Source organism: Micromonospora globbae (assembly GCF_003610785.1).
In the GTDB taxonomy this organism is placed as follows: Bacteria; Actinomycetota; Actinomycetes; order Mycobacteriales; family Micromonosporaceae; genus Micromonospora; species Micromonospora globbae.
Genome location: NZ_RAQQ01000004.1, coordinates 105,603 through 131,065 on the forward strand (window position 1 = coordinate 105,603; position 25,463 = coordinate 131,065).

Annotated in this window: 26 protein-coding genes, 1 tRNA gene and 1 pseudogene; 18 read left to right on the top strand and 10 right to left on the bottom strand. The window is 74.9% G+C overall.

Going from position 1 to position 25,463, the window contains the following annotated elements:
• Position 1 precedes the first annotated feature (1 nt).
• Positions 2 to 865 carry an oxygenase MpaB family protein gene (locus tag D7I43_RS06700; protein WP_120327518.1) on the bottom strand — a complete coding sequence of 288 codons (864 nt, stop codon included), beginning with the start codon at positions 863 to 865 and terminating at the stop codon, positions 2 to 4.
• A gap of 34 nt (positions 866 to 899) precedes the next feature.
• Complete coding sequence (locus tag D7I43_RS06705) at positions 900 to 1,328, bottom strand: Fur family transcriptional regulator (RefSeq protein ID WP_120327519.1); 429 nt, start codon at positions 1,326 to 1,328, stop codon at positions 900 to 902.
• Positions 1,329 to 1,629: 301 nt separating this feature from the next.
• Between D7I43_RS06705 and D7I43_RS06715 the strand changes: the two genes are divergently transcribed.
• Positions 1,630 to 2,112 (top strand): DUF2231 domain-containing protein, encoded by a 483-nt coding sequence (locus D7I43_RS06715; protein WP_120327758.1) that lies wholly within the window; start codon positions 1,630 to 1,632, stop codon positions 2,110 to 2,112.
• A gap of 54 nt (positions 2,113 to 2,166) precedes the next feature.
• Here D7I43_RS06715 and D7I43_RS06720 read toward each other — a convergent pair whose 3' ends face one another.
• Positions 2,167 to 2,505, bottom strand: coding sequence for a hypothetical protein (locus D7I43_RS06720; RefSeq protein ID WP_120327521.1), 339 nt, complete (start codon positions 2,503 to 2,505; stop codon positions 2,167 to 2,169).
• A gap of 197 nt (positions 2,506 to 2,702) precedes the next feature.
• On the opposite strand from D7I43_RS06720, the gene D7I43_RS33010 reads away from it, so the two are divergent.
• Positions 2,703 to 2,876, top strand: coding sequence for a hypothetical protein (locus D7I43_RS33010; protein WP_192902089.1), 174 nt, complete (start codon positions 2,703 to 2,705; stop codon positions 2,874 to 2,876).
• 187 nt (positions 2,877 to 3,063) lie between these two features.
• On the opposite strand, the gene D7I43_RS06725 is transcribed toward D7I43_RS33010, so the two are convergent.
• Positions 3,064 to 3,411, bottom strand: a complete 348-nt coding sequence (locus D7I43_RS06725; protein ID WP_240032829.1) for a hypothetical protein — start codon at positions 3,409 to 3,411, stop codon at positions 3,064 to 3,066.
• Between the two features lie 578 nt (positions 3,412 to 3,989).
• On the opposite strand from D7I43_RS06725, the gene D7I43_RS33500 reads away from it, so the two are divergent.
• Positions 3,990 to 4,163: a hypothetical protein gene (locus D7I43_RS33500; RefSeq protein WP_240032854.1), complete on the top strand. Its 174-nt coding sequence runs from the start codon at positions 3,990 to 3,992 to the stop codon at positions 4,161 to 4,163.
• Between the two features lie 62 nt (positions 4,164 to 4,225).
• Here the strand turns inward: D7I43_RS33500 and D7I43_RS33505 are convergent.
• A pseudogene (locus D7I43_RS33505) lies at positions 4,226 to 4,384 on the bottom strand (FmdB family zinc ribbon protein); the annotation flags it as partial.
• Between the two features lie 88 nt (positions 4,385 to 4,472).
• Positions 4,473 to 5,105, bottom strand: a complete 633-nt coding sequence (locus tag D7I43_RS06735; RefSeq protein WP_120327523.1) for a 5-formyltetrahydrofolate cyclo-ligase — start codon at positions 5,103 to 5,105, stop codon at positions 4,473 to 4,475.
• Between the two features lie 85 nt (positions 5,106 to 5,190).
• Between D7I43_RS06735 and D7I43_RS06740 the strand changes: the two genes are divergently transcribed.
• The 12 genes from D7I43_RS06740 (at position 5,191) to D7I43_RS06795 (ending at position 16,393) form a co-directional block, all read left to right on the top strand.
• A complete protein-coding gene (locus D7I43_RS06740; RefSeq protein ID WP_192902090.1) occupies positions 5,191 to 7,617 on the top strand; it encodes a diguanylate cyclase in 2,427 nt (808 codons plus the stop codon).
• 9 nt (positions 7,618 to 7,626) lie between these two features.
• Positions 7,627 to 8,583 carry a UTP--glucose-1-phosphate uridylyltransferase gene (locus D7I43_RS06745; RefSeq protein ID WP_120327525.1) on the top strand — a complete coding sequence of 319 codons (957 nt, stop codon included), beginning with the start codon at positions 7,627 to 7,629 and terminating at the stop codon, positions 8,581 to 8,583.
• A complete protein-coding gene (locus D7I43_RS06750; protein WP_120327526.1) occupies positions 8,580 to 9,863 on the top strand; it encodes a molybdopterin molybdotransferase MoeA in 1,284 nt (427 codons plus the stop codon). Before D7I43_RS06745 ends, D7I43_RS06750 begins: the two co-directional genes overlap by 4 nt.
• A gap of 67 nt (positions 9,864 to 9,930) precedes the next feature.
• On the top strand, positions 9,931 to 10,581 hold the full coding sequence (locus tag D7I43_RS06755; protein WP_120327527.1) for a GNAT family N-acetyltransferase: 651 nt from the start codon (positions 9,931 to 9,933) through the stop codon (positions 10,579 to 10,581).
• Positions 10,582 to 10,758: 177 nt separating this feature from the next.
• On the top strand, positions 10,759 to 11,550 hold the full coding sequence (gene sepX, locus D7I43_RS06760) for a divisome protein SepX/GlpR (protein ID WP_192902091.1): 792 nt from the start codon (positions 10,759 to 10,761) through the stop codon (positions 11,548 to 11,550).
• A 223-nt stretch (positions 11,551 to 11,773) separates the two neighbouring features.
• Positions 11,774 to 11,847: transfer RNA gene (locus D7I43_RS06765), tRNA-Ala, on the top strand.
• A gap of 76 nt (positions 11,848 to 11,923) precedes the next feature.
• On the top strand, positions 11,924 to 12,658 hold the full coding sequence (locus D7I43_RS06770; protein ID WP_120327529.1) for a VOC family protein: 735 nt from the start codon (positions 11,924 to 11,926) through the stop codon (positions 12,656 to 12,658).
• Positions 12,659 to 12,900: 242 nt separating this feature from the next.
• On the top strand, positions 12,901 to 13,308 hold the full coding sequence (locus D7I43_RS06775) for a ribonuclease E inhibitor RraB (protein ID WP_120327530.1): 408 nt from the start codon (positions 12,901 to 12,903) through the stop codon (positions 13,306 to 13,308).
• Positions 13,309 to 13,443: 135 nt separating this feature from the next.
• Positions 13,444 to 14,058 carry an RNA polymerase sigma factor gene (locus D7I43_RS06780; RefSeq protein WP_120327531.1) on the top strand — a complete coding sequence of 205 codons (615 nt, stop codon included), beginning with the start codon at positions 13,444 to 13,446 and terminating at the stop codon, positions 14,056 to 14,058.
• On the top strand, positions 14,051 to 15,037 hold the full coding sequence (locus D7I43_RS06785; protein WP_120327532.1) for a CU044_5270 family protein: 987 nt from the start codon (positions 14,051 to 14,053) through the stop codon (positions 15,035 to 15,037). The genes D7I43_RS06780 and D7I43_RS06785 overlap by 8 nt, the downstream gene beginning before the upstream one ends.
• Before the next feature lie 137 nt (positions 15,038 to 15,174).
• Positions 15,175 to 15,711, top strand: a complete 537-nt coding sequence (locus D7I43_RS06790; protein ID WP_120327533.1) for an NUDIX hydrolase — start codon at positions 15,175 to 15,177, stop codon at positions 15,709 to 15,711.
• A 58-nt stretch (positions 15,712 to 15,769) separates the two neighbouring features.
• Positions 15,770 to 16,393 (top strand): GNAT family N-acetyltransferase, encoded by a 624-nt coding sequence (locus D7I43_RS06795; RefSeq protein ID WP_120327534.1) that lies wholly within the window; start codon positions 15,770 to 15,772, stop codon positions 16,391 to 16,393.
• Between the two features lie 49 nt (positions 16,394 to 16,442).
• Here the strand turns inward: D7I43_RS06795 and D7I43_RS34055 are convergent, their stop codons facing one another.
• A complete protein-coding gene (locus D7I43_RS34055; protein WP_275670818.1) occupies positions 16,443 to 17,948 on the bottom strand; it encodes a DUF4352 domain-containing protein in 1,506 nt (501 codons plus the stop codon).
• 119 nt (positions 17,949 to 18,067) lie between these two features.
• The gene (locus tag D7I43_RS06805) at positions 18,068 to 18,724 is read right to left on the bottom strand and encodes a 4'-phosphopantetheinyl transferase family protein (protein WP_120327760.1); all 657 of its coding nucleotides are present in this window, start codon (positions 18,722 to 18,724) and stop codon (positions 18,068 to 18,070) included.
• Positions 18,725 to 19,003: 279 nt separating this feature from the next.
• Here D7I43_RS06805 and D7I43_RS06810 point away from each other — a divergent pair, with 279 nt between their 5' ends.
• Positions 19,004 to 19,270: a hypothetical protein gene (locus D7I43_RS06810; RefSeq protein WP_120327535.1), complete on the top strand. Its 267-nt coding sequence runs from the start codon at positions 19,004 to 19,006 to the stop codon at positions 19,268 to 19,270.
• 394 nt (positions 19,271 to 19,664) lie between these two features.
• On the opposite strand, the gene D7I43_RS06815 is transcribed toward D7I43_RS06810, so the two are convergent.
• The gene (locus D7I43_RS06815) at positions 19,665 to 21,314 is read right to left on the bottom strand and encodes a dolichyl-phosphate-mannose--protein mannosyltransferase (protein ID WP_420870187.1); all 1,650 of its coding nucleotides are present in this window, start codon (positions 21,312 to 21,314) and stop codon (positions 19,665 to 19,667) included.
• 135 nt (positions 21,315 to 21,449) lie between these two features.
• Here D7I43_RS06815 and rsmI point away from each other — a divergent pair, with 135 nt between their 5' ends.
• Entirely contained in the window at positions 21,450 to 22,289 is an 840-nt protein-coding gene (rsmI, locus tag D7I43_RS06820; protein WP_396844988.1) for a 16S rRNA (cytidine(1402)-2'-O)-methyltransferase, read from the top strand.
• Positions 22,290 to 22,322: 33 nt separating this feature from the next.
• On the opposite strand, the gene D7I43_RS06825 is transcribed toward rsmI, so the two are convergent.
• Positions 22,323 to 23,378, bottom strand: a complete 1,056-nt coding sequence (locus tag D7I43_RS06825; protein WP_240032830.1) for a hypothetical protein — start codon at positions 23,376 to 23,378, stop codon at positions 22,323 to 22,325.
• A 158-nt stretch (positions 23,379 to 23,536) separates the two neighbouring features.
• Between D7I43_RS06825 and metG the strand changes: the two genes are divergently transcribed.
• On the top strand, positions 23,537 to 25,339 hold the full coding sequence (gene metG, locus D7I43_RS06830; protein WP_120327538.1) for a methionine--tRNA ligase: 1,803 nt from the start codon (positions 23,537 to 23,539) through the stop codon (positions 25,337 to 25,339).
• Positions 25,340 to 25,463 lie beyond the last annotated feature (124 nt).

Below are 25,463 nucleotides of genomic sequence, written 5' to 3' on the forward strand. Positions count from 1 at the left end.
GTCAGCCCGGGGTGCGGGTGCCGTCCCGGCGGGCCGCCCGTTCCATCGCGGCCTGCTGGATCGGTCCCGCCCGCCACCGCTGCGGCAGCGCCGCGAGGGCGAGCCGGAGCCCGCGTACGGTCAGGTCCGCCGACAGGGCGGTGGTCGGCAGCCCGAGGCCCCCGTACATGCGGCGGGCCCAGGCGGGCAGGAGCCCCAGCGCGGTGGCGGCGACGCCGAAGTACGCCCAGCGGGGCGGCCCGAGCGTCAACCCGAGCCGGACCGGCAGGCTCAGCTTCCACGGCAGCGGCGGCGCGGTGAGGAAGAGGGCGGTCTCGGCGGCCTCCCGGGTCATCCGCAGCTCCGGCCGGACGCTCGCGTAGTAGTCGGCCACCTCGGCGGCCGTGCCGGGAACGGTGGCCGGGTCGAGGCCGACGAGCGCGGCCGAGCGGCGCTGTTCGGTGTAGTAGCCGTCCACCTCGGCGGGCGTCAGGGGCAGGCCGGCCCGGCGGGCGGTGTCGAGGAACGACTCCACCTCGGCCACGTGCACCCACCGCAGCAGGTCCGGGTCGTCCACCCGGAACCGCTCGCCGGTGCGGGGGTCGACGGCGCTCATCCGCGCGTGCAGGCGGCGGACCCGCCGGCCGGCCTCCTCGGCCTCGGCCGTCGTCCCGTAGACGGTGGTGGCGACGTAGGTGGCGGTGCGGACCAGCCGGCCCCAGGCGTCGGTGCGGTAGTCGCTGTTCTGCGCGACGCCGGCCATCGCCCGCGGGTGCAGCGCCTGGAGGTACAGGGAGCGGAGGCCGCCGACGATCAGGACCGGCTCGGCGTGCACCTTCCAGGTGACCGAACCGGGACCGAAGAGGCCGAGGTCGTCCGAGTCCACCGACCAAGCGTGCCACGCGCGCGGTGGCGCGGGGTCACTCGTCGACGCGACGGCGGGCCTGGCAGGCGGGGCAGAGACCCCAGAAGGTCACTTCCGCCTCGTCGACCTCGAAGCCGTGTGCGGTGCTCGGGTCCAGGCAGGGGGCCTCGCCCACCGCGCAGTCGATGTCGGCGATCTCGCCGCAGCCCCGGCAGACGACGTGGTGGTGGTTGTCGCCCACCCGCGCCTCGTACCGGGCGGGGCTGCCGGCCGGCTCGATGCGGCGCGACAGGCCGGCCCGGGAGAGGGCGCCGAGGACGTCGTACACGGCCTGCGTCGAGACGGAGTCGAGGCGTTCCCGCACCCGACGGGTGATCTCGTCGACCTCGAGGTGGCCGCCGGCGGACAGCACGTCCAGGACGGCGAGACGCGGTCGGGTGACCCGCAGGCCCCTCGACCGCAGCAACTCCTCCGGACTGGACATGCGCCAATGACAGCACGCGCGATCCGGGTCGACAACCGGGCCGCGGTGACGGTGGCCCCGGACACAGGGCCGACGGCCTCGCCGGTGGTGTCCGGAGCGCGACCGGCGGCCTCGCGGGTGGTCCCCGGCCACGCGGCCAACGGACTCGCCGATGGATCCCCGGAACCGGGGGTCGGCGGCTCGTCCGGGGCCCTGGTGAACCGGTTTCGGGGCGGCTGCGTGTAGCGGATCGAGAGCCGTGGCTGCGGCGGCTGTGCACGTAGGCTGGCAGCCCGCGACCGTGATCCTTCCGGAGGAGCCGATGTTCGAGCAGATCCTGGGCCTGCCGGTCCACGTCCTGACGGTCCACGCGGTCGTGGTGTTCGTGCCGCTGCTCGCGCTGCTCGCGGTGGCCTACGTGGCCGTGCCGCGGTGGCGTCGCCGGCTGGACTGGGCCGTGGCGATCCTCGCCGTGCTCGCCCCGGTCTCGGCGTTCGTCGCGGTCCAGTCGGGTGAGGCGCTGAACGACGCGCTCGTCGCGCGCGGTTTCCAGGGGCCGATCCTCGACCAGATCTTCGAGCACTCCCGCTACGGCGACATCCTGTTCCGCATCGTGCTGCCGCTCGGCATCGTGGCCATCCTGCTGCTGGTGGCGACCAGCGGCCACCGGCGGGTGCCGAAGCTGCCGGGGCTGGTCACGCCCGTGCTGTCGATCGCGGTCGTCGGGCTCTCGGTCGCGGCCCTGATCTACGTCTACCTGACCGGGCACTCCGGCGCCGAGACCGTCTGGGGCGGCACCCTCTGACGCCGGTTCACGGCGCTCCCTGACGCCGGCTCGCGGCGCGTTCCCGCGCTCTCCTCAGAAGAGGATCCGGGAGCAGAGCAGGCACACCACGATCACCAGCACCACTCCGGCCACGGCGCCGACCGAGTAGGTGAGCCGTCCCGCGCGTTGTTCCGCCGCGTCCAACGCGGCCATGTCCTGCGGGGGCAGGTGCCGTGGCGGGCCCGGTTGCACGTGTACGGGTGGACGCCAGCCCGTGGGCGGCGGCACGTTCGGCGGCGGCCCTGCGTACCCGCCGGGCGGCGTGCCCGGGGTGGCCGGAGGCGACGCCGACCGGTCCGGGAGCCCGTCGCCGCCGTCCGGAGGTCGCCGCCAGTAGTCGTCCGGGGAGCTGCCGCCGGTGGGGGTCGTCACGCCGTCCGACGCTACCAATGGCACCCCGGCCGGAACCGCGATGTGGCTGGCCTGGGCGCGGTGTCGCGAGGGTCGGGCGCGGCCGTACCGGGAAACCGGCGCGGCCGTGCGCGCGGAACCGGCGCGGCCGTACGGGCGGACCGGCGCGGCCGTGCGCGGGGACCGACGCGGGCGCGGCTGCGTTACCCTTGCGGCTCGTGAGCACCGAGGACCCGGGTTTCCGCGGCGACGACGACCGCACCGTCGACCTGAGCGACGAATTCGTGGTGCTGCCCGAGCAGACCAGCGACGACACCGACCGCGGCTGGGGCGAGGCCGTCGGCCGCAACGACGACTGGCTGCTGGCCGAACGCCCTCCGCACTGGGACTGACCCACCGCGCTCCGCACGGCATCCTGGCCCGGCCAGCCAGCCAGCCAGCCCGGTCCGCGAGCACCGCCAGATCGGTACCAGCCAGCCGGCGCGCGGCATTCGCAGCACTCGCCGCGGTCGGCCCCGACCTGGGGCCGCCACCGCTCGACGGCACCGTCACCACGCCGGGTGTTCCGGCTCGGCGGGCTCATTCGCGTACGACGACGGCGAACCGGCTGCCGTCCGGCTGGCCCACGACCCGCTGCGCCTGATCGGGGCGCAGAGCGAGGTAGACCGCGCCCGAGCCGTCCGTCGCGCCGGCACCGACGACGTCGAGCACGAGCGCCCGCCCCGCCAGCAGGCTCGTCTCGCCGGGCCGACCGCCCGCCGGGGCGACGAGCAGGTCGACCCGCAGGCCCGGGCGGAGCACGGCGAGCGCGGCCGGTTCGGCGAGGCGGACCGGTACGCCCACGGTGCCGGCGGGAAGCGGGGGCACGACGTCCCGCTCCGCTCCCGGCGCGTCTTCCTGCCCGGCGTCGGCATCGGGGCTGGTCACCGGTTCGCCGCCGTCCGCGGATCCCCGGGACGGCTCACCCCAGGGAAGCGGGCCGGGGCCAGGCGACCCCGAGCCGGGCGACGCCGGGCCGGGTGATCCCGCACCAGGTGGGCCCGGAGGGACCGAGGCCGGGCCGGCTGAGCCGGACCCGGGGGAGCTCGGCGCGAACGAGCCTGGTTGCGGCGAGCCCGGGCCGGCGGTCGGGCAGCCGGGCGGTGTGCGGAGCACGAGGGTGGCCAGAGCGAGCAGCGCGGCCACCACGGCGGTGCGGAGCAGCGCACTCCGGCGCGGCAGGCGCGGGCGGCGTACGGGGCGCAGTGAGCCCGACCTGCCCGCCATCCGCGCCCTCCCGCCCCGGTCGGGCGCCCCGCGTGGCGCCCGTTCGGCAGCAGGCTAGGCGCGGCCGACCCGACGACGGGTCCCGCGGGGCGCCGCCTGTGGACAACGAGAGGGCCTGTGGACAACCCGCGCGGCGGGTCCGGATCTGCTAGGGCGGGGCCGGTCGACGGCGGGACGACATGTCACCCCGTCGTGGCCGGCCCGTGGTTCCAGGTCGTGCCGCCCGAGGTCAGGACGCGGTGCCGCTGGCGGCCGGAGCCTTGGCGGAGGAGCCGTTCGACGAGGACGTGCCGTTCGACGCGGACGAGCTGGACGTGCCGGACGTGCTCGACGACGAGTCGGACTTCGCCGGCTTGCTGCTGCTGCCGTTCGACGACGTGTCGGAGCCGGAGGAGCGCGAGTCGGTGCGGTAGAAGCCCGACCCCTTGAACACGATGCCGACCGAGTTGAAGAGCTTGCGCAGCCGGCCGGCGCACTCCGGGCACTCGGTCAGCGGCGCGTCAGAGAAGGACTGCACAGCCTCGAGCTGGTGACCGCACGCGGTGCAGGCGTACTGGTACGTGGGCACGTTCTCCTCCGGATGTGGTCTCGGCCGGTTGGCACTCGACGTCTTCGAGTGCCAATGTTGCGTCATCCGCCCCGGGTTCGTCCAGCGGACGTGTGGGGCGCGACACCAGGCGGTGCCGGCCACGCGCGACACGGGAGGCGAGCCCACCCGCGCCTCACGCGGGCGGCGGGGCGGCGTCAAGCGTACGCAGGCCGCCGCCGGGCGTGACCACGGCGCGTACCGGCCGGTCGTGGGGCTCGGCCGGCACGGCCGGGACCAGTTCGCCGTCGTGCAGCGGCACCACGGTGAGGGCGGCGGACGGCACGCGGGCCAGCGCCCGGTCGTACGAGCCGCCGCCGCGGCCCAGTCGCAGTCCGCGCCGGTCGACGGCGAGGGCGGGCACCACCACCAGCGTGGCGTCGGCGATCGCGTCCACCCCGAGCCCGGGGCCGGTGGGCTCGCGCATGCCGCGCCCGGCCGGCGCCAGCGCGTCGTGCCCCGCGTAGGCGGCCCAGTCCAGGTCGAGATCGGGGCGGAGCACCGGCAGCAGCAACTCGCCCCCGGGCGGCAGCGCCGCGCGCAGTACCTCCGGCAGCTCCGGTCCGCCCGGCTCCGAGCCCACCGGGACGTACGCCGTCACGAGCGTCGGCCGCAGGCGGCGTACCAGCGCGACCAGCTCGGCCTGGACGCGGGCGGCGGCCTGCGCGCGGGCCTCCGGGGTCAGCTCCCGGCGACGCGCGAGCAGCGCGACGCGCATGTCCCGTTTAGCCACATCGGTCACTTCCGCTCCATCAGAAAAATCCGGCACGCAACACTCCTCACGCAACGCCACCCACTCCGTTGCTCTGTGTCAGCATCGCAACATCGGAGGCGCAACTTCCGGGGGGAACCGAGTGACGCTACGCGGGCGGTTGACGGCGGCCTTCCTCGCGGTGGTCCTCGGCCCCGTCCTGCTCGGCGCCCTCTTCGTCGCCTCGACCCTCGGCTCGGTCGACCGCAGCCGCTCCACCGAGCGCCTCGCCGTGGCGGCCGCCACTGTGCGTACCTCCCTCGACGCCCTCTGCCAGCAGCTTCGCGCCGCCGCCGACGCCGTGGCCCTGGCCGGCGGCGACCCGGCCGGGGCCGCCGGCCAGGTGGTGAGCCGGGGCCTCGCCACGGCGGTGGTGGTGAGCGACGTCGCGGGGCACGTCACCTACCGCACCCCGGACGCACCGCCCACACCCTGGCAGGAGTGCGCCGGGGCCGCGACGACCGGCCCGGTCCACGCGCTCGCCGTCCGGGTCGACCGGCGTGACCGCGCCGGCGCGGCGCTCGGCACGGTCGCCGCCGCGCATCCCGTCGACCCGGCCCTCGTGGCGCGGCTCGCCGCGGCCACCGGCGTGGCGGTCACGCTGCTCGACGACGGCACCGGGCCCGCGCGGGTCACCCACACGACCGAGGCCAGCGGCGTACGCGACGCCGTGCTGGCCGCCGCCGGCCGGCTCGACGACGAGCAGGTCAGCGAGACGGCCGACGGCCGGTACGTGCGCCGCATCGGTCCGTCGCCCGAGCAGCCGCTGCCGCTGGTGCTCTCCGTGCCCAGCGACCGGCCTCCGGGGCTGGACACCGTACTGGTCGGCGCGGTGATGCTGGCGGCGCTGCTCGCCGTGCTGGCCGCCTGGCGGCTGGCCCGGGTGACGACCCGGCCGCTGGTCGAGCTGGCCGCCGCCGTGGACCGGGTCGCGCACGGCGACCTGACGGCCCGCGTGCCGGTCCGCACCCGCGACGAGCTGGGCCGCCTGGCCGGCGCGTTCAACCGCATGACCCGGGAGACGGGCGCGTACGTGGCGGCGCTGACCAGCAGCCGCGACCAGCTGCGCGGTCACCTCGCCGTGCTCGGCGACACCCTGGCGAGCACGCACGACCTCCAACGCATCCTGCGGGTGATCCTCAACAGCGCGATCGCGGCCACCGGGGCGCGGGCCGGTGCCGTGCTCCTCGTCGAGCCGGGCGCGATGCTCGTCGCCCAGTGCAGTGAGGGCCTGGACGGGCGCTGCCCGGACGGGGACGACCCGGCGACGTTGCGGGTGCCCCTCGGCAGCGGGGTGCTCGGCGCGGTCGCCGCCACCGGTGTGCCGCAGCGGGGCCGGGTGGAGCCGGACGACGTACCCCCGGGGGAGCCGCGCTGCCGGACGTACATCGCCGTGCCGTTCGCCGCCCCCGGGCCCGCGGCGTCCGCCCTTCCCGGCACGGCCGGACCGGCCGACGGGCCCACGGATCCGGGCGGGCCCGGCCCCGCCGGAGTGCCGGCCGCCCGGACGACGACCGACGACGCCCCGACCCTCGAACTGCCCGGCGGCGCCACGGGCGGGCCCGTCGGTCGGTCGGGGAGCGGAGCGGACGCGGTCGCGGCCATCGGGGTGCTCGCCCTCTACGACCGCCTCGGCGCGGACGAGTTCGACGACGACGACCTGGTCACGCTGCGCACGTTCGCGGGCCACGCGGCGGTGGCCGTGCAGAACGTCCGGGTGCACGAGGAGGCGCAGCGGCTGTCGCTCACCGACCCCCTGACCGGGCTGTGGAACTACCGGTACCTGCGCGAGTCGATCCGCCGGGAGGTCGAGCGGGCCAGCCGCTTCGGCCGGATGCTCAGCGTGCTCGCCCTCGACCTGGACCGGTTCAAGGACGTCAACGACACCTACGGGCACGCGGCCGGGGACACCGTGCTGGCCGAGTTCGCCCGCCGGGTACGCGGCGAGATCCGCGAGGTCGACCTGGCCTTCCGGCAGGGCGGCGAGGAGTTCGTCCTGCTGCTGCCCGAGACCGACGCCCGGGGCGCGGCGATCGTCGCCGAACGGCTCGGCGCGGCGATCCGGGACACGTCCATCCCGGTCGAGGTGCACGCCGGCTCGCCCGTGCCCGTCCGGGTGACCGTGTCCATCGGCATCGCCGTCTACCCCGACCACGCCGGCACCGGTCAGGAGGTGCTGGAGGCGGCCGACGACGCCCTGTACGCGGCGAAGGCGGCCGGCCGGGACACGTACCGGCTGAGCGCGCGCCGGACGGCGGGCGTCCGGGAACTTCCCGTGCCGGCCGGGGCCGTGAGCCCGGCGGACGGGCTTCCCCGGGCCGGCCGCGCCACGGCGCCCGGCCGCCCCGAGTCGCCGGGCGACGAGGAGTCCCCGGCCGGGGACGAGCAGCTCGGCTCGGCGCTCACCGGCCCGGACGCGAGCCGCGGCGGCCCGGGACCGGCCCGGTCCGGCGCCGGATCCGCCCGGCCCCCCGCCGGAGGCGGCGCGTCTTCCGGGCCACACCCGCCGCGGCAGAGCCGTGGCCGATAGTCTCGCGACATGTCGGTGCACTCAGCGAACTCCTCAGCGACGGCCGCCGCGACCGGCCGTTCCCGCGCGGTGAAGGCCGTGATCCCGGCCGCCGGTCTGGCCACCCGCTTCCTGCCGGCCACGAAGGCGGTGCCCAAGGAGCTGTTGCCGGTGGTCGACCGGCCGGTGCTGCAGTACATCGTCGAGGAGGCCACCCAGGCCGGCATCAACGACGTGCTGTTGATCACCGGACGGGGTAAGACCTCGATGGTGGACCACTTCGACCGCCGCCCCGACCTGGAGGCCCGGCTGGAGAACAAGCCGGAGATCCTGGCCGCGGTGCAGCGCCCCAGCGAGCTGGCCGACATCTACACCGTCCGGCAGCCCGAGCAGCTCGGCCTCGGCCACGCCGTGGGCTACGCCGAGTCGCACGTGGGCGATCAGCCCTTCGCCGTGCTGCTCGGCGACGAGTTCGTGAAGCTCGACCAGCCGCTGCTGCCGGCGATGCTCGAACTGCAGGCCCGCACGGGCGGCGTGGTGCTCGCCTTCTTCGAGGTCGACCCGGCCGACACCAAGCGGTACGGGATCGCCTCGGTGGAGCCGGCCGAGGCCGAGCTCACCGACATCGGCGAGGTCGTGAAGGTCACCGGCATGGTGGAGAAGCCGAAGCCGGAGGAGGCGCCGAGCAACCTCGCCGTGCTCGGCCGGTACGTGCTCCCGGCGACGATCTTCGACGCGATCCGCCGGACGAAGCCGGGCAGCGGCGGCGAGATCCAGCTGACCGACGCCATGGAGCTGCTGCGCAACGAGGGCACACCGGTGCACGCGATCGTCTACCGCGGCACCCGTTACGACACCGGGATGCCGCTGGGCTACCTCCAGACAGTCGTGCAGATCGCCGCCGAGCGCGAGGACTTCGGGGCCGAGTTCCGCAAGTGGCTCGCGGACTTCGTGAACTCCGACGCGTCGGGCGGTCCTAATACATGACCGCGACGGCCGACGCCGAGGCGGCCGCGAACGAGTTGACGCCGCTCGCCGACTACCTGGGCAGTGTGCTGCGCAGGTTACGCGCGCTGCCGCCGCTCGACCTCGACCTCACCCAGGCGTACGGCAACGTCCTCGCCGAGGACGTCGTCGCGCCGCACGCGTTCCCGGCCTTCGACCAGGCGGCCGTCGACGGGTACGCGGCGCGCTGGGAGGACATCTCCGGCGCGGGCCGGGCCGCCGGCGGGCGGGCGGTCCGGCTCAACGTCGTCGGTGACCTCGGCGCCGCGAGCTGGCGGCCGGTACGGCTCACCCCCGGCTCCTGCTTCTCGGTGGCCGCCGGCGCGCCGCTGCCGATCGCCGCCGACGTCGTGGTGCCGGTCGAGTGGACCGACCAGGGCATGGCCGCCGTCGAGATCTACCGCACCCCGAAGCGGGGGTACGGGGTACGCCGGGCCGGCGAGGAACTGCCCGCCGGAACGGTGCTCGCCCGCGCCGGCACGTACGTCAGCCCCGCGCTGGTCGCCGTCTTCGCGGCGACCGGCATCGGGCACGTCGTGGTGCGGCCCACGCCGCGGGTGGTCGTCGTGGCCACCGGCGACGAACTCGTCGACGTGGGACGGGGCAGCCAGCCCGGCCAGGTCGTGGACGCGAACTCGCACGCCCTGACGGCGGCGGCCGCGGAGGCCGGCGCGCTCGCGTACCGCGTCGGGATCTGCGACGACGACCCGGAGGCGCTGCGCGGGCTGCTGGAGGACCAGACGCTGCGCGCCGACCTCATCATCACGACCGGCGGCACCGGCACCGGCCCCGGCGACATGGTGCGCCGGATCCTCTCCCGCCGCGAGGGCGGCCGCGCCGGGCCGGTCACCTTCACCGACGTCGCGCTCTACCCGGGCACGGCGCTCGGCTTCGGCACCGTGGGCGCCGAGGAGGTGCCGGTCGTCTGCCTGCCCGGCGACCCGGGCGCGGCGCTGATCGGCTTCGAGGTGCTGGCCCGACCGGCGATCCAACTGCTCGCCGGCGCCGAGCCGGTGTTCCGGCCCAGCGTCCGGGCGCACCTGCTGGAGACCGTCTCGTCCCCGGGCGGGCTGCGCGAGTTCCGCCCCGCCCACGTCGCCGAGCGGCGCGGCGGCGGCTACACCGTCCAGCCACTCAGCGGCGGGCCGTTCACCCTCTCCGGGCTCGCCGAGGCCAACGGCCTGCTGGTGCTCGGCGAGCGGGTCACGACCGCCGCCGCGGGCTCCACCGTGGACGTCCTCCTGCTGGACCGCCGCCGGTGACCGCTCGGCGTGCCGGCGCGAGCGGTGCGGTCGCGGGCCGTGCCGCCGCGAGCGTAGGGTCCGCCCCGTGAGCCTCTTCCGAACCGGACGCGCGCCCGGTTGGCCGGCCGTCCTCGAGGACGGCCCGGTGGTGCTGCGACCGTACCGGCGCTCGGACGCCGCCGCCTGGTCCGAGGTGCGGCGCGCCAACCAGGCCTGGCTGGCGCCGTGGGAGTCGTCGGTGCCCGGTGACTGGTACGACCTGAACTCGCCGGCCGCGTTCCGCTGGGTCTACCGCGACCAGCGACGCTCCGCGAAGACGGGCGAGGGCATGCCGTTCGCCGTCTGTCTGCGTGAGGACGGCCAGGAGCGGCTCGTCGGGCACCTCAACGTGGGCAGCATCGTGCGGCGGGCGTTCTGCTCCGGGTACGTGGGTTACTGGGTGGACCGTCGGGTCGCCGGCCGGGGTGTCATCCCCACGGCGCTCGCGCTCGCCGTCGACCACGCCTTCGGCCCCGGCGGGCTGCACCGCATCGAGGTGAACATCCGGCCCGAGAACCGGCCGTCCCGCCGGGTCGTGGAGAAGCTCGGGTTCCGCGAGGAGTCGTACCACGTGCGCTACATGCACATCGACGGCGCCTGGCGCGACCACATCGGATACGCGATGACCAGCGAGGAGGTCGCCGCCGAAGGTGGGCTGCTGGCTCGCTGGCACCGCGTACGCGCCGCGGCCAGGTGACGCGTCCCGCGCACGGGATCGGCGCGGCGCGTCCCCATCACGCACCGTCGCCCGTAACCTCAAGTAACTGCAAGCTGTGGCAAGCGCTGCTCGCCCGTACGATCGTCGCGGCCGACACCGGTCGGCGAAAGATCCTGCGGCCGGGCTGCGGTTGCTCCGAATTCGGTGACGGGAGGGGTGAGGGTGCCGACCTCGGTGCTCCTCGCCGTCCTCGCCGCCGCCGGCCTGCTCGCCCTCGCTCCGGCGCTGGTTCGCCGGTACGACGCCACCGAGCGGCTGGTGGCGGAGCGGGCGCAGTCGACGGCGCGGGTGCTCCAGCGCCAGCGCCGCCGCCGTACTGTGCCGGGGCGGCGGCCGGTGCGCCCGCCGCGACACCTCGTCGTCACCCTCAGTGAAAACCCGAACACGGGCAGTCTCGACCGGCCCGTGTCGGCCCCGCCCGCGCCGGCCCGCCGGTCCGCCCGGCTGCGCGCCGTGCCGCCCGCCCCGAACCGGGCCCGCCGCCGGCCGCCGCCGCGCCGCCACACCCCGGCCGTCTACCGGCGCCGCCGGGTGCTCGCCGCGTTGCTGCTGCTCAACGGCGTCGAGCTGATCGGCGTGATCGTGGTCGGCCCCGGGTTCTGGATCAGCTTCGCCGTCACCGGCACGCTGCTCGTGGCGTACGTCGTACACCTGCGGCAGCGGGCCATCGCCGACCAGCGCCGGCGGCGCGCGCGGGCCCGGGAGGCGGCCTGGCTCGCCGCCCGGCAGGCGGAGGTGCGGCGGGAACAGGCCCGGCGCGCGGCGGCCCGCCGGGAGGCGCAGCGCCGGCTCGCGGCGCAGCGCGAGGTGGTACGCCGGGCGGCCATGGGGCTCGACCGGCCCGCCGACCTGCCGCCCGCGGCGAACGGCGGCACGGTGTCCTACCGGCGTGCCGGTGGCCTGCGCGGCCGACCCTACGAGGCCGGCCGCACCACCCACACGGCCTAACCCCCCCCGCGCCCCCGCCCCCGCGCCCCCGCCCCGCGATCTTGCACTTTCGGCCCCTCTTGTGCCCGCTTATGCCTGTTTTGTCGGGGCGGAAGTGCAAGATCGGCGCAGGGGAGGTGTGGCGCGCGGGGGTGGATTCGCCCCCGCGCCGGTGGACCTGTTAGCCTTGTCGCCGGCCCGCCCGGTGTAAGCCGGGTGGGACCGACGCCGGTCCGCCGGCGGAGGGGCTGTGGCGCAGACCGGTAGCGCACCTCGTTCGCATCGAGGGGGTCAGGGGTTCAAATCCCCTCAGCTCCACCCAGCTCACAGGCCGTTTCCCGTGGTGGGAGGCGGCCTGATCTTGTAATGCCGGACCGCCGCTAGCATCGTCGGCATGGCGACGCGGCTCGTGCAGATCAACATGAAGGCTCGGGACGACTCCGCGTTGGGCGGTTTCTGGGCGGAGGCGCTCGGCTGGGGAGTCTCCAGCGAGGGGCCCGGCGTGACCAACCTCGAACCGGAGGGTTTCGCCTACCCCGACCCCGTCGCCGTCTGCATCGACCTCATCGCCTCACCGGAACCCAAGACGGTGAAGAACCGCGTGCACGTCGACCTCGCCACCACCTCGGCGGCCCATCAGGCGGAGGTGGTCGCGCGCCTGAAGGAACTCGGCGCAACCTCCGCCGACGTGGGCCAGGGCGACGTCCCGTGGACGGTCATGGCCGACCCGGAGGGCAACGAGTTCTGCGTGCTGGACCCGCGGCCGCTCTACCGGGACACCGGACCGATCGCCGCGGTCGTGGTCGACTGCGCGGATCCCCGCGCCATGGCCCGCTTCTGGGGCGAGGCCATGGACTGGACAGTGCACGAGGTGACCGACCACCACGCGCTGCTGCGCTCCGCCAAGGGCGTCGGCCCGTATCTGCGGTTCGTTCGGACGCCCGACGTGAAGACCGTGTGGAACCGCGTCCATCTCGACGTGCGCCCGTACCCCGGTGACGACGTGGAGGCCGAGGCGGCCAGACTGCGGACGCTCGGCGCCACGGCCATCGACCTCGGCGACGACGTCCGGTGGACGGTCATGGCCGACCCGGAGGGTAACGAGTTCTGCCTGCTCGCCCCCGCCTGACCCAGACCCTCGTCATCCGCTCACCCCGGCCACGAGCCCGGTCCCTGCGAACGCACCACGGCGGGCCAGGTCGCGGCGACGGTGACAGCGCCCGGGGCCGGCGAGGGGGGATCAGCGCCCGACACGTCTGCGGACGCGCCCCCACGAGGCTCCCGTGTGGTTGGTGAGTTGAGCGGCCCGCGAGGGCAGCGTTCTGGCGACAGGCACGTGTACGGTCATGCGGCCCGCAGGAATACCAGTAGGTGGAGCAGCCGATGGGCTTGTTCAGCATGTTCACCCGCCGCCGCCGCGACGACGAGCCTGTCGACCTGGACGAGCGCTCACCGAGCCTGGGCGTGAGGTATCGGGATCTGCTGCTCATGAACGAGATCGCCAAGAGGGCAGCGGATCTGTCGCAGCCGCGACATGTCGTATTCTATCTCGACGCCCCGTCTGAGGACATCGGGCGTCTCATCGCTGCGGAGGCGGGCACGCACGGGTTCGAGGCCGGGGTGCGTGAGCCTCTCCCGGAGTATCCGGGTAGCTGGACCGTGGTGTGCGAGACCCACACGGTGTTGACGCCGGAGTTCGTTCGCGACAGCGTCGACCTCTTCGAAGCCCTGGCCGAGCGCCATCACGCCGACTACGACGGCTGGGAAGCCGCCGTCTAGCCCACGCCAAGTGCCGTCACGTGCCGTCACGTGACGACGTGACCACTCGTCGGTTCTGCGGCCACCGTGAACCCTCCGCGCGCCTTCCGCTGATAACACGGTGAACCCTTCCCGCGCCCGGACGAAAGGTCGCGTATGAACCAGACAGGGCAAGGCAGGACCGTCGTCGATGTGGAGGACGACGCGTCCGTCATCGGGAGGTCGGCCCGAGAGCCCGAACGTTTCGCCGCCATCTTCGATCGCCACGCTCCCCACATCCACCGGTACCTGGCTCGGCGCCTGGGTCGGGAAGCCGCCGACGATCTCGTGGCGGAGACGTTCCTCGCCGCGTTCCGGAAGCGGCAGCAGTACGACCTTCAGCGGCCCGACGCCAGGCCGTGGTTGTACGGGATCGCCACCAACCTCATCGGTCAGCACTGGCGTGACGAACTGCGCGAGTACCGCCTCCGGCAGGTCCTCGTCGCGGAACGTGACGAGGTGTCCCACGCGGATCGCGTCGCGGCCGACGTGACGGCCCGGGCCGTCCGCCCGCTGCTGACCTCGGCGCTGGCCGACCTGGCGCAGGGGGACCGGGACGTGCTGCTCCTGATCGCCTGGGAGGAGCTGACCTACGAGGAGGTGGCGGCGGCGCTGGAGATTCCGCTGGGCACCGTCCGTTCCCGCCTGAACCGGGCGCGCAGAAAGGTACGCGAGGCGCTGGGCCACGCCGATCCCACCACGACGTTCGAGGAGAGCCTGAGCAATGGATGACCTGCGACTGGTCCGGGAGTTGGGGCGGGACACTCCTCTCCTGGCATCTGACGAACTCGCGCCCGCCCGCGGGCGACTCCTCGCCGCGGTGGCCGCGGCGCCCACGGCCAATCCGATCGGTGCCAACCCGACCGGTGCCCAACCGACGGGTGCCGAGCCGACCGGCGTGAGGCCGACCGGCGCCGAGCGTCGGCGGCGGCCGGGGCGGCCGCGTCGCCCGGTGCGGCGGATCATGCTGGCCGGCTGGACGGCGATCGGTGTCGCGGCGGCTGCGGCCGCGGTGCTCGTCCTGGCACCCGACAAGATCGGCGGCCAGGTCCCGCCCGCCAACGCGGAGGCGGCCCAGGTCCTGCACAACGCGGCGGCCGCAGCGCTCGGGCTTCCGGACGTCGAGCCGCGCCCCGACCAGTTCGTCTACACGAAGAGCCGGTCCGGGGAATCGATGCGGGAGGCCTGGCTGTCGGTGGACGGCACCCGCGACGGGCTGATCCGGGAGATCCCCGCCGGCGAGGTCGAGGAGACCCCGGTGCCCGGCTGCCGTGACGGCCGGGCCGCCACCGTGAAGGGCGGCCGGGTGAACCCGCGCCAGACCGAGCCGTGCACGCCGGCACCCGCGTACCTGCCCGACCTGCCGACCGACGCCGACGCGATGCTGGACTACCTCAACCGGAGCTACAAGGGTGAGCCGGGCGATTCGAACGCCATGGGGAAGGACGTCCTGGCGCTCGTCGCCGAGAACTACCTTCGCCCCCGGTCGCGGGCCGCGCTGTTCCAGGCGGCGGCGGACCTCCCCGGGCTCGAGGTCGTCCGCGACGTGAAGGACGGTGCGGGGCGCCCCGGCATCGGGATCGCCTGGTCGTCCGAGGAGAAGTCCGCCGTGCTGGTCTTCGACGCGGACACCTACGCCTTCCTGGGCATGGCCGACACCCTGGCGACGCTGGAGGTGGCTGTCGTGGACGCGGTGGGCGAGCGGCCCTGAGCACGCTCGGGGAGACGACGAACGAACACCCCGGCCGAGGGGCGTGCCGCGCGACGGCACGCCCCTCGGCCGTCCCATGCCGGCACCAGGCGGACGGTACTCCCGCATGTCGGCCCCCGCTGGTTGAATCTCTTCCCATGGACGACCGGACGCCACTCTCCGCCGACGAGCTGCTCGACATCGTCGACGAGCACGACCATGTGGTGGGGCAGGCGCGGCGCAGCGAGGCGTACGCCCGCCGGCTGCGCCACCGCTGCGCGTTCGTGCTGGCGCGGGACGCCGACGGGCGCATCTTCGTGCACCGCCGCACCGACCGGAAGCTCGTCTTCCCCTCGCTCTACGACATCTTCGTGGGCGGGGTCGTCGGCGCCGGCGAGTCGTACGACGAGGCGGCGCGCCGGGAGGCCGAGGAGGAGCTGGGCGTACGCGGGCTGCCCGCCCCCGTCCCGCTGTTCAAGTTCCTCTACGAGACGCCCGAGCACAGCTGGTGGTCCTTCCTCTACGAGGTGCGCTGCCCGACGGCGGTCGCGCCGCAGCCCGAGGAGGTCGCCTGGTACGCGTTCCTCACCGAGGACGAGCTGGCGCGGCGACTGCCCGAGTGGGAGTGGGTGCCGGACGGCCTGGAGGCGTACCACCGGTTCACGGCCTGGCGCGCGAGCGGCCAGGCGGGATAGCGCGGGCGGCGGTGTCGAGCGCCCGCGGGACAGGGGGCGCAGAGCAGGGGGAGGGGCCGTGCGACTGCCGGCGACAGACGACGGGACGGTCTCCGTCGTACCGGCCAACGAGGCCAGCTGGGACGACCTTCAGGCCGTGTTCGGGCCGCGGGGCGACGCGGCCCGCTGCCAGTGCCAGTGGTTCAAGTACCGGCGCAGCGACTGGCGGTCGGTCCCGGTCGAGGTACGCGCCGACCAGTTGCGCGAGCAGACCGCCTGCGGTGATCCCGAGGCGGGCCGGACCAGCGGCCTCGTGGCGTACCTCGACGGCGAGCCGGCCGGCTGGTGCGCCGTCGAACCGCGCATCGAGTACCCGCGGCTCCAGGGCGCGCGCATACCGTGGACCGGCCGGGACGAGGACCGCGCCGACCCCGCTGTCTGGGCCGTCACCTGCTTCGTGACGCGCGCCGGGTTCCGGCGCAGGGGCGTGAGCCGTGCGCTCGCACGTGCCGCCGTCGCCTTCGCCCGCGACCGGGGTGCCCGCGCCGTCGAGGGGTACCCGGTCGTCGTCGAGCCGGGCGTGGAGATGGCGTGCGGCGAGCTGTTCGTGGGGACCCGCACCGTCTTCGCCGACGCCGGCTTCAGCGAGGTCAGCCGACCCACGCCCCGCCGGGCCGTGATGCGGGTCGACCTCGCCACCTGAAGTCGTGTCGGGCAGCGGCCGGACCGGTCCCGGCCGCTGCCCGACACGACTACGGCCGCCAGGAGCCGGCGGGCCGGAACCGGTGCAGGTACTCCACCACGCCGTTCCTGTCCGCCACGTTGAACACCAGCGTGCCGGTGCGCTTGCCGCCGGCCGCCACGTCACCGGCCTCCATGGACTCCCCGCAGAACGAGGCGTACCCGGAGGCGGAGCTGATCTCCGCCCCGTCCGCCGCCACCCACCGGAAGTAGAGCGGGTTGACCGAGACGGTGCCCTTGGTGACCTCCACCGTCACGTCGGCGAGCAGGTACGTCCCCCGGTCCGGGGCCAGCCCGAACTCCTCGCAGGCCTTGCTCCGGGTGCTGACCTTCGTCACGGTGATCTCGACGGTCCCGTCGTCGTCGCTGATCACCAGCGTGTCACCGATCGCCATGTTCCGGGTCTCGCCGTCGGCGGTGGCGCGGGGGCCCGCCGTCGGGCCGCCGGGTAGCGCCGGTTCCCTGGTGGGCGTGTCGTCCAGGTCCCCCGTCGGCAGCGTGGTGGGGAGCGAGCTGACCGCCTCGTCCGCCTTCTGCGCGCCGACGATCAGCGCCACGGCGCCACCACCGCAGCAGAGCAGGGCCAGCACCGCCACCACGATGACGACGATCAGCACCGTCCGGTTCGACTTCTTCTGCGGGGGCGGATAACCCGCACCGGGCGGGTACGCGCCGGGCATCGGCGGGTACGGCGGCTGCGGCCCACCGGAAGGCGGGTACGGCGGCTGCGGCCCACCGGAGGGCGGGTACGTCGGCTGCGGCGTGCCGAGCTGGTACGGCGGCTGCGGCGCGCCGGGCGCGGGCGCGTACGGCCCGGGCGGCGCCGGCGGCTGGGGCGCGCCCGACACCGGCGGCTGGGGCGCGCCCGACACCGGGGGCGCGGTGGGCGGGGCCCAGGGACTGACCGGGGCCGGCGGAGGGGCGACGGTGGGTTCGCCCGACGCGGGTGGCTGCGGGGCCGCCGAGACGGGAGGCTGCGGGGCTCCCGGCGGGGCCGACACGGGCGGCTCGGCGGGCTGCTGCGGGGAACCCCCGATCGGCGCCCACGGGTTGTGCGGCATCCGGGTCGTCGCGTCGCCCGGATCCCGCGGCGCCGGTGCCGTCGACGGACCGCCCGCGCCTGGCGCGGGGCCGCCCGGCTGCGCAGGCCGGATCGGTGCCGTCGGGAACGCCTCGGTCGGCGGTTCGGGGATCGGCTGGGTGGGCGGCTCGGCCACCGGCTGCGTCGGGGGCTCCGCGATCGGCTGGGTCGGCGGCTCCGGGTTCGCCTGGGCCGAGGGCTCCGCGATCGGCTCGGCCGTCGGCTGGTTCGGGGGCTCCGCGATCGGCTGCGTCGGCGGCGCCGGGAACGCCTGGGTCGGCGGCTCGGCGATCGGCTGGGTCGGCGGCTCCGGCATCGCCTGGGCGGGCGGCTTCGGCATCGGTTCCGTCGGGGGTTCCGGCATCGCCTCGGTGGGGGGCTCCGGCTGCGGCTTGTCGGCGTCGTGCGGCCCGGTGGGCGGCTCGGGGTGGCTCACCGTACTCCTTGAATCGTGCCGTGTGGGGTTGGAATCCCGCCGACGCTACCGCGCCCGGGCGACGGCCCGGCGCGGCGACATGTCCAGGGCGGCGGCATTGCCGGCAGCGCCGCGGGCGGTCAGGGCAGGGGGAGCACCGCGGCGGTACGGACGAGGCCGTCGGACACGGTGAAACGGCCCCGTACCGTCCTCGGTGGACGCGGGACCGGCGCGGCGTCCACCCGGGCCGGTGCGATCCGGGCGGTGAACGAACCCTCGTCCGGGTCGATCTCCAGCCGGGCGTCGGTGAAGTCGAGCCACGTGCCGACCACCGGGTGCCAGACCTTGTAGACGGTCTCCTTGGCGCTGAACAGCACCGCCGGCCAGGAGACGCCGCCCGGCAGCCGGGCGAGGTGGTCGTCCTCCTCGGGCAGGCAGATCATCCGGCGTACGCCCGGGTTGAGCTCCTTGTGCTGCTCGGCGTCCATCCCGACGGCGCGGACGTCGGTGGCGCGGGCGGCGGCGGCCGCGCAGTACCCGCGCGTGTGCGTGATCGTGCCCACCACGCCAGCCGGCCAGACGGGCGCGCGGTCGGCGCGCGACGGCACCGCCTCCTCCGGCAGCCCGAGCGCGGTCATCGCCCGGCGGGCGCAGACCCGCCCCGCGGTGAAGTCCCGCCGCCGGCTCTCCACCGCCCGTTCACTGAGGCAGGCGAGTTCCTCGGCGAGCAGGCGGCCGGTCCAGTCGTCGGGCGTGGCCACGGCCACCGCGACCTCGGGCGGAAGCAGGTCACGCATCACGACCTCCACCACAGCCGTACGCCCCGACGTGGCGCCCGCCGCCGGGCAGGGCGACCCCGGCGGGCAGGCACGCCTGCGGGTGTCGAGGTGACCGCCGGCGGCACATGTGCCGTACGGTCAACTTTCTGACTGCCATGAATGGGCAAGGTACCGCAACGATGTAACGCAGGATTGTCCCGGAACGCGGGTGTGCGTGCCCAGCGTGGGCGCCGACCGCGTGCGGTCGATCCGGGCCGAGCTGCTTCGGCCCCTGTCAGGAACCGGAGAGGGAGTGCGATGACCGGTGGTGCCGAGCCGTCCGGCCAGGTGAGCGACGAACACGCACCGGAGATGCCGGGCTGGAGGTGCGGCTCCTGCGGCGAGGACTGGCCGTGCGCCACGAAGCGCAGCCGGTTGCTGACGGAGTACGGCGACCGGGCGACCCTCAGCGTCTATCTCGGATCCTGTCTCGCCGCCGCCAGCGAGGACCTGCGCACCGCGTCCGTGACGTCCCTTCAGGACCGCTTCATCGGCTGGCTCCCGCGAGGGCCGCGCACGACCTGACCGCGGCGCACCACCTGACGGCCGCGCACCACCTGACCGCCGCAAGCACCGGCCGTGCACTCTCGCGCGCTACCGTCGGCTCCCGTACGCCCGCGTCGGCTCCCGTACGCCCGCGTCGGCTCCCGTACGCCCGCGTCGGCTCCCGTACGCCCGCGTCGGCTTCCCACCCGCCGCCGACTTCCGCGCACCCGCCGTCGGCCCTCCGGTGACCGTCGGTCAGCTGGCGAATCTGCCTCATGAACAGAAGGTGTCCGTCAGGAATCTGACCCAAGTCGACCCGTTGTGCGGGTGGTGCGCGGTGGTTAAGCTTCACCTGCGCGCCCCAATCGCCCGCTTCCCCCGTGGCAGGCGATCGGGGCGCGCTTTTTGTCCGCCCGGGCCCGGTTCCGCCGGGTCAGATCCAGCGGCCGCCCAGCCACATGCGGGCCGACCAGTCCGCGTACGGCATCACCGTGCCCACGAAGATCGGGTAGAAGTACGCGAAGCAGAGCGCCACCAGCAGCATGTAGGCGCCCACGACGACCCCGCCGACCAGCCGGCGGTCGTACCCCGGCTCGCCGGGCGCGGGTGACCGGACCGCGCCGGCGCCCACCCGGGCGGGCGAGATGATCGCGCCGAGCACGTAGACCACGGCGAGCACCAGGAACGGCAGCGCGGGCGCCGTGTAGAAGGAGAACATCGTCCGCCCGTCCAGGGCGAACCAGAACCAGGGCAGCAGGCCGGCGGCCACCATCAGCAGGATGGCCCCCGCCCGCCAGTCCCGGCGGGCGAGGCCGAGCCAGGCCACCGCCACCAGGGCCGGCAGGAACGACCACCACAGCAGCGGGGTGCCGAGCAGCAGGATCTCCGCGGCGCAGCTCGCCGCGCCGCACGGCCCGTCGCTCGACCAGTGGAAGGCCACGGGCCGCCCCAGCAGCAGCCACTGCCACGGCCAGGACTGGTACTTGTGGGGGTCGTCGAGCTGGGCGTGGAAGCCGTACGCCGCCTTGTGGTACTGGAAGAGGTTGATGAGCGGCCCGATCACCGGGGTGTCGCTGAGCGGGGCGCCCGGGTACTTGGAGGCGAGGCGGTAGTAGCCGTCGTCGGTGAGCAGCCAGCCGGACCAGGTGGCCAGGTAGGTGCCCACCATGAGCACCCCGGCCAGCGCGAGCCACGGCAGTTCCTCCACGAGCGCGTTCCGCCACGGCCGGCGTACTCCGGCCGACCGGCGGACGCCGGCCTCCCAGAACAGGACCAGCAGCACGAACGCGGGCAGGAAGTAGAGCCCGCTCCACTTGACGGCGCAGGCGCAGCCGAACAGCACACCGGCGGCGAGCCGCCACCACGGCCACTCCCGCCACCCGCCGGTCGGACGCCCGGCCCGGCCCGGCAGCGTGGGGTCCAGCCCGGCCTCCAGGGCGCGCGCCCAGCGGCGGCGGCGGGCGTCCCGGTCGAGCACGAGCGCGCCGAACGCGGCCAGCACGAAGAAGAGCAGGAAGATGTCGAGCAGGGCCGTGCGGGACAGCACCAGGTGGAAGCCGTCCAGCGCGAGCAGCAGCCCGGCCGCGCAGCCGAGCGCGGTGGACCGGAACAGCCGCCGGCCGACGCGGACGAGCAGCAGCACGGAGAGCGTCCCGACGACGGCCGCCGAGAAGCGCCAGCCGAACTCCGGCGCGGTCGTCACGAGGTGCCCGGGCACGGAGATCCCGCTCTCCGCGTCCTGGTAGCCGAACGCCCACTCGCCGAGCCCGATGAGCCACTTGCCGAGCGGCGGGTGCACCACGTACGACGGGCCGCCGTCCTTGTAGTTCCACTCGACGCCGCGCGAGATGAGCCCGTACGCGTCCTTGGCGTAGTAGGTCTCGTCGAAGATCTTGCCGGCGGGGCCGGAGAGGCCGAGGAAGCGCAGGATGCCGGCGATGAGCACCACCACGCCGGTGGCCGGCCACGACCACCGGTCGAGCCGGGCGTCGACGGTGGCCAGCCGTGCCCGGACCACCGCCGGGATGCCGGCGTCGGAGGCGGGGGCGGCGGGCCGGGCGTCGGCCGTCCGCTCGAACTCCACGTGGACCGCTTTCGCGCTCTGTGCTGTCGACGCACTCGTCACCCGGCGATCGTAGGCTGCGGAGGTGGCCGGTGGCGCCCGTCGTCCCGGATACCGTCACGCTGTCGATCAAGGAGCGGAAGATCCGTGGGTGATATGTCGGATGGCGGGCGTCTCGTCCTGCTCGGCGCGCCGCTCGGCAATCCGGGCGACGCCTCGGCACGGTTCCGGGAGATCCTCGCCGCCGCCGACGTGGTGGCCGCCGAGGACACCCGCCGCCTCACCCGGCTGGCCAGAGACCTCGGTGTCACCGTCCCGGGCCGGATCGTCTCGTACTTCGAGGGCAACGAGGAACGACGTACCCCGGAACTGGTGGAGGTGATCCAGGCCGGCTACGTGGTGGCGCTGGTCACCGACGGCGGCATGCCGAGCGTCTCCGACCCCGGCTACCGGCTGGTCCGGGCCGCTCTCGACGCCGGCGCGCCGGTCACCGCCGCGCCCGGGCCCAGCGCCGTGACCACGGCGCTCGCCCTCTCCGGGCTGCCCGTCGACCGGTTCTGCTTCGAGGGGTTCCTGCCCCGCTCGCCGGGTGCCCGGCGGTCCCGCCTGCGGGCGCTGGCCGGCGAGGAGCGCACCCTGGTGTTCTTCGAGGCGCCGCACCGGGTCGCGGGCGCCCTGGCCGACCTGGCGGACGCGTTCGGCGCCGACCGGCCGGCCGCGCTCTGCCGGGAGCTTACGAAGACGTACGAGGAGGTGCTGCGCCGGCCCCTCGGCGAACTGGCCCGCTGGGCCGCCGAGGGGGAGCCGCGCGGCGAGATCACGCTCGTGGTGGCCGGCGCGCCGGCGACCGCACCGGAGCGCCCCGACGACGACACGCTGCGGGCCGCCGTGGCCGACCGGGAGGCGGCCGGCATGAGCCGCCGGGACGCGGTCACCGACGTCGCCACGGCGTACGGCCTGCGCCGCCGCGACGTCTACGACGTCGTCCACCGCTGACCCGCCCCACGACCGACCGGTCTCCCCCGGGGTCTACCAGGCGGCGGTCAGGAAGCCCAGCAGGATCAGGACGGGGCCGGCGAACGCGGCGCCGACGGCCCAGCGCCGCGCCCGGGGCCCGGACAGCCGGGTCGCGCCGGTCCAGCGGGCGATCCCGGCGCCGCAGCCCACCACCGCCAGCAGTCCGAGCAGCCAGCGCAGGTGGTGGGCGGCGCCCGCGGTGTCGGCGTACGCGGTCGTGCCCCGCGGACCGGTCATCCGGGCGGGGAGCGCGCCGCCGGTGGTCGCCCGGTCGGCCGGTACGCCGCTGACCCGTACCCCGTGTGCGACGAAGCGCCCGCCGTCGGCCGTGAAGATGCCCCGGCAGCGCTGCGTCAACCCGCCCCCCGTGCAGTCGGTGAGCACCACCGTGCCCGCGGTGCGGTGGCCCAGCGCCACCCAGAGCGGACCGGCGCTCACCCACGCGAAGAACGTCGCGACGAGGCTCAGCGCCAGCAGCGCGGCGATCCCGGGCAGCGGGTCGGGCGGGTACGCCGGTCGGCGGTCACGCCGCCGGGCGGCGCGGTCGGGACGGACCCGCTCCGGCGGGAGGTCGTCCCGGATCGGCGTGCCGTCCCAGTGCACCTCCTCGATGGGCTTCCAGTCGGCGGGGTCCTCGTCGGCCGGCGCGCCCACCCGGGCCAGGCGGCGCCAGCGCTTCGGCTGCCGTACGGGCACCCGGCGGGGCAACGCGTCCACCGGCGCCCCGGTGGTCGGCTCCACCTCCACGGCGGGCTCGGCCCGGTCGCGAGCGCGCCCGGTGGCCGCGCGGCTCACCTGGTGCGGTGCCGCCGGGCCGTCCGGCCGCTGCGCCACCTGCCCGGCCCGGCCGAGGAGCGTGGCGTCCTGCCCGGCCCCGCCGGGGAGCGTGGCGTCCTGGCCGGCCCGGCCCGGCCGCGTGGCCTCCGGCTGCCCGGGGCGGCCGTCCGAGGGCGTGGACGGCTCGGGCAGGTGATCCGCCGGGTCGCCCTGCCGTGGCGGCGTGGGCCGCTCCCGCGTCGCCCGCCGGGGGCGCTCGTCCTGCCTCCGGGTTCCTCGTCTGCCAGCCACGACCTTCATTGCACACCAACGACCGGGCCGGGTCGGGCAGCTCAGGCCGTGTGTCGGCGACAAATCGGACCAACGGGGGAGCGGCTCGCGCCCGTCCGTCGACGCGCGGGCCCCATTGGTTCGCAGCCGCCCGGTGCGGGTCACTAGGCTTGCTGGTCATGAGTCACGTTCTCGCGGCGGTTGCCTGGCCGTACGCCAACGGCCCGCGCCACATCGGCCACGTATCCGGTTTCGGCGTTCCCTCCGACGTCTTCAGCCGGTACATGCGCATGGCCGGCCACGACGTGCTCATGGTCTCCGGCACGGACGAGCACGGCACTCCCATCCAGGTGCAGGCCGACGCGGAGGGCGTCACCCCGCGCGAGCTGGCCGACCGCTACAACCGGGTGATCGTCGAGGACCTGCACGGCCTCGGGCTGTCGTACGACCTGTTCACCCGCACCACCACGCGCAACCACTACGCCGTGGTGCAGGAGTTGTTCGAGGGGATGTACCGCAACGGCTACATCGTGCCGAAGACCACCATGGGGGCGATCTCCCCGTCGACCGGCCGGACGCTGCCCGACCGCTACATCGAGGGCACCTGCCCCATCTGCGGCTACGACAGCGCCCGCGGCGACCAGTGCGACAACTGCGGCAACCAGCTCGACCCGGTCGACCTCATCAACCCGAAGTCGAAGATCAACGGTGAGACGCCGGAGTTCGTCGAGACCGAGCACTTCTTCCTCGACCTGCCCGCCCTCGCCGACGTGCTGCGGCAGTGGCTCGACACCCGCGAGGGCTGGCGCCCCAACGTGCTGCGGTTCTCCCGCAACCTCCTCGACGACCTCCAGCCCCGCGCGATCACCCGGGACCTGGAGTGGGGTGTGCCGATCCCGCTCGAGGGCTGGCGCGACCGGCCCGACAAGCGGATCTACGTCTGGTTCGACGCCGTCATCGGCTACCTCTCCGCGTCGATCGAGTGGGCCCGCCGTTCCGGTGACCCGGAGGCGTGGCGCCGCTGGTGGTCCACCGACGGCGAGGGCAAGGACGCCCGGACGTACTACTTCATGGGCAAGGACAACATCGTCTTCCACTCGGTGATCTGGCCCGCGCTGCTCGCCGGCTACTCGGGCGAGGGGGCGCGCGACGGCGAGCCGGGCGAGCTGGGCCGCCTCAACCTGCCCACCGAGGTGGTCTCCAGCGAGTTCCTCACCATGGAGGGGCGGAAGTTCTCCTCGTCCCGCCGGATCGTCATCTACGTCCGCGACTTCCTGGAGCGCTACGACGCCGACGCGTTGCGCTACTTCATCGCGGTGGCCGGGCCGGAGAGCAACGACACCGACTTCACCTGGGCGGAGTTCCTGCGCCGCAACAACGACGAGCTGGTGGCCGGTTGGGGCAACCTCGTCAACCGGTCCATCTCGATGGCGGCGAAGAACTTCGGCGCGATCCCCCCGGTCGACCCGGCGGGCCTCACCGAGGCCGACCAGGCGCTGCTCGCCACCGCCCGGGCCGGTTTCGCCACCGTCGGGGACCTGATCGCGCGCCACCGGCAGAAGCAGGCCATCGGCGAGGCCATGAAGGTGGTCGCCGAGGCGAACAAGTACCTCTCCGAGCAGGCACCGTGGAAGCTCAAGGGCGAGGCCGACAAGCCCCGGATGGGCACCATCCTGCACGTCGCCCTCCAGGTGGTCAGCGACGCCAACACGCTGCTCACGCCGTTCCTGCCGCACTCGGCGCAGAAGGTGTACGAGCTGCTCGGCGGCACCGGCGTGCACGCGCCGATGCCGCGGATCGTCGAGGTGGAGGACCTCGACGGCGGGCCGTCGTACCCGGTGCTGACCGGTGACTACACGCAGGGCGCGCGCTGGGAGTCCGTACCCCTGGAGGTCGGCCGGCCGCTCGCGGCACCGAAGCCGGTGTTCCGCAAGCTCGACCCGTCGATCGTCGACGAGGAGCTGGCCCGGCTCGGCGCCTGAGCGGCGGCGCGGATCCCGCCGCAGGCCCGTACACGGCGGTGCGGCCCGGGGCACCCCCGGGCCGCACCTCACCCGGCCGGCCCGCGGGCCGGCCGTGCCCGGTCCGCGCCCCGCACCAGGCGCG